This window comes from Nitrospirota bacterium (genome assembly GCA_016214385.1).
In the GTDB taxonomy this organism is placed as follows: Bacteria; Nitrospirota; Thermodesulfovibrionia; order UBA6902; family JACROP01; genus JACROP01.
Map to the genome: position 1 here is coordinate 1 of JACROP010000150.1, position 3,506 is coordinate 3,506.

The window sequence follows — 3,506 nt, forward strand, 5'->3', positions numbered from 1 at the left end:
GACCCGAATATTATCCTTACAAAAGGCAAGGTTGCTAAGATTACAGAAGACCCTGAGACAAAGGATGTTATTGTTGTAGTAGAGGATATATCTGGAGGTAGTAAGGTGACAGGAAAATTCGACATGGTTGTGCTTGCTGCGGGTATGGTTCCGGGCACAAAGGATTCTACAATCGGTATAGATATCCCTCTTACAGAAGAAGGGTTTGTGAATGCGCCAGTTATGAAAAAAGGGATATATGCAGTAGGAACACTTAAGAGCCCTGTTGATGTTGCAAGGTCAGTTCAGGATGCCACAGGTGCTACTGTAAAGAGCATCCAGAGCTTGAAGAGGTAAAGCTTAGAATATCAAACACGGGTAGGACCCCGATGCTTCGGGGTCAGACGGGTAGCCGAGACGGCTGTCCTACTTTTAGAAATTTAATATCTTTAGGTGATTAGGAGTTAGGGATGGAGAAGAAGTATGGCATATACATATGTAAGGGTTGTGAAATTGGACAATCCATCGATATAGAGAAACTGGCTACATCATCGGCAAAGGCTACAAAGATAAATAGAGAGCTTATAAAGACCCATGATATTATGTGTAGCCCTGATGGGTTGCAATTAATAAAAAATGACATAAAAGAAGGTGTTAATACAGTAGTCATAGCTGCATGCTCTCCCCGTGTGAAGTTCGAGGAATTTGACTTCTCAGGGACGATAACCGAAAGGGTAAACATAAGGGAATTCGTTGCCTGGAGTCAGCCTCCAAAGACAGAGGAGACTCAGACCATGGCAGAGGATTACCTTACGATGGGCATCGTCAAGGTTCAGAAGGGTGACATACCTGAGCCAAATATCCTTGAAGACCTGAGCAAGACGATACTTGTGGTTGGTGGTGGAATAACAGGGATGACGGCAGCCCTTGAAGCTGCCAATACAGGATGTAAGGTTGTACTGGTAGAGAAGGAGCCTCAGTTAGGCGGCTTTATAAATAAATTATATAAGAAGATACCTACTGATGAGTTCAAAGAGCCACTGATTATTGATACAGGCATAGATAAGATTATAAAAGAGGTCGAAAGCCATCCTGATATCAAGGTCTACAAATCAGCAAAGATCGAAAAGACTGACGGACAGCCTGGCTTATATGATGTGACTATATCATCAAACGGTAATTCAGAAACTATAAAAATTGGTGCCATTATACTGGCTGCAGGCTGGAAGCCATACGACGCAAACAAGCTTGATTATCTAGGTTATGGCAGATTTAAGAATGTAGTCACTAACTTAGAATTTGAGGAGATTGCAAGAAAGGGAAATGGTAAGATTCTAAGGCCTTCCGATGGAAAGGAGGCAAAGAAGGTTGCCTTTATCCAGTGTGCAGGCCAGCGTAACTCGAATCATCTTCCCTACTGCTCTTCCATGTGCTGTGTAACATCCCTGAAACAGGCAAAATATGTGAGACAGAATCCTGATGCTTTAGCAATGATATTTTATATAGATATCAGGACACCAGGAAGACTCGAACTATATTACAAGGAAGCCCAGAATGACCCTGGAGTTATGCTGACAAAGGCTGATGTTACAGGTGTTACTGATGCAGGAAATGGAAATCTCTTTGTTGAGATGGAAAATACCCTTTTAGGTGAAAAGATTAAGGTAGAGGCAGACCTCATTGTCCTTGCCACTGGCATGGTGCCTGCCACAAGGGAATCTCAAGAGTATCTTGATGGACTTACACAGGCATCCACTAAAGGTGACGTGGCTAAGAAGGCATACATAGAGTCAACCCCAAAACCAGAGTTCATCTTAAACCTCGGCTACAGGCAGGGTCCTGAGATACCATCCCTCGAAGGTGCATGCGGTTTTGCGGATTCAAACTTTATATGCTTCCAGTATGAAACCAGGAGAACAGGTATCTATTCAGCAGGCGGTGTCAGACATCCAATGAATCTGGCAGAGGCCCAGCAGGATGCGGCAGGTGCAGCATTCAAGGCGATACAGTGTATTGACCATATATCTAAAGGGATAGCAATTCATCCGAGGGCATGGGATATGACATTCCCCGATGTCTATCTTTTAAGGTGCACTGCCTGTAAGAGATGCACCGAGGAATGTCCCTTTGGCGCTATAGATGAAGACGAAAAGGGTATTCCATATTATAAGATTAATAGATGCAGACGTTGCGGGACCTGTATGGGCGCATGCCCTGAAAGGATTGTGTCATTTAAAGACTACAGTGTGGATATAATAGGCTCGATGATTAAATCCATAGATGTCCCTGAGGAAGAATTCAGGATAGTATCTCTTATCTGTGAGAATGATGCCTATCCTGCCCTGGATACAGCAGGTATTAACCGCAAGACGATAGACCCGAGTGTGAGATTTATTTCTTTGAGATGTCTCGGTGGAATGAACCTTGTCTGGGTTGCTGATGCCCTTTCGAAAGGTATTGATGGCGTGCTTCTAATAGGGTGTAAGTTTGGAGAGAATTACCAGTGTCACTTTGTGAAGGGAAGTGAGCTTGCCGATTACAGGTTCGGTAAGGTTGGTGAAACCCTGGATAGGCTAAAGCTTGAGGCAGAAAGGGTCCAGATGTTACAGGTATCTATTAATGAGTATGACAAACTTCCAGAAATGATAAACGAATTTGTGGAGAAGGTCAAAGAGATAGGGCCGAATCCGTTTAAGGGATTTTAAGGAGGTAAAATGGCAGAGCAGGTCATAACCCCTGATTTAGGTTTTGTAAAAGATATTGTTGCCTCTGGGGGGGATACTTTAAAAAAATGTTACCAGTGTGCCACATGTTCTGTGGTATGCAATGTCACCCCTGACAGCAGGCCATTTCCGAGAAAAGAGATGATATATGCACAGTGGGGGCTTAAGGATAAGCTTATAGGTAATCCTGATGTCTGGCTCTGCCACAATTGTAATGACTGCACAAAATACTGTCCCCGTGGGGCAAAGCCTGGTGATGTGCTTTCGACAATAAGGCAGAAATTCATCGAGGAAAACTCCATACCGAAGATTATGGGGAAAATAGTTACACAACCCGGTATGACGCTCCTGGCACTTGCGATACCACTTATACTCTTTTTAGCTGTGCTTGGATTAACAGGCCACCTCCGTATTCCTCAAGGAGAGATAGTTTATTCGAAGTTCTTCCCTATTTTATATATAGAGGTCATCTTTATATCTGCTGTTGGCCTGGCAGGAATTGCCTATCTTGCGGGTCTGGCCCGTTTCTGGAACAGTATGAGCAAAGGCAACGGGCAATCTTATTCAAAGGGTTTTGTTCCGGCCATTATAGGGACGCTCTTAGAGTTTCTCAAACACTCAAGATTTGCAAAGTGCGGGCCTAATGTTGACCGTAGAATTATGCACATGCTGGTGTTTTATGCCTTTATAGGTCTATTTATAACAACGGTCTGGATAACCTATTACTATTATGTCCCAAAGATTAATTCCCCCATTCCATTGTCTGACCCAATGAAGTGGCTCGCGAATATAAGTGCTTTCGCA

The 3,506-nt window shown here is 43.6% G+C and carries 3 protein-coding genes; all 3 read left to right on the forward strand.

Annotated features, from left to right (window positions below):
- The coding region (locus tag HZC12_09460; GenBank protein MBI5026929.1) for a heterodisulfide reductase subunit A at nt 1-336 on the forward strand (336 nt) is incomplete at its 5' end.
- 113 nt (nt 337-449) lie between these two features.
- Nucleotides 450-2,684, forward strand: coding sequence for a hydrogenase iron-sulfur subunit (locus HZC12_09465; GenBank protein MBI5026930.1), 2,235 nt, complete (start codon nt 450-452; stop codon nt 2,682-2,684).
- A gap of 9 nt (nt 2,685-2,693) precedes the next feature.
- On the forward strand, nt 2,694-3,506 hold an 813-nt coding region (gene qmoC, locus HZC12_09470; protein MBI5026931.1), incomplete at its 3' end, for a quinone-interacting membrane-bound oxidoreductase complex subunit QmoC.

Coding starts and splice junctions, on each gene's coding strand:
- HZC12_09465 (MBI5026930.1), top strand. CDS start 450: ATGGAGAAGAAGTATGGCATATACATATGTAAGGGTTGTGAAATTGGA.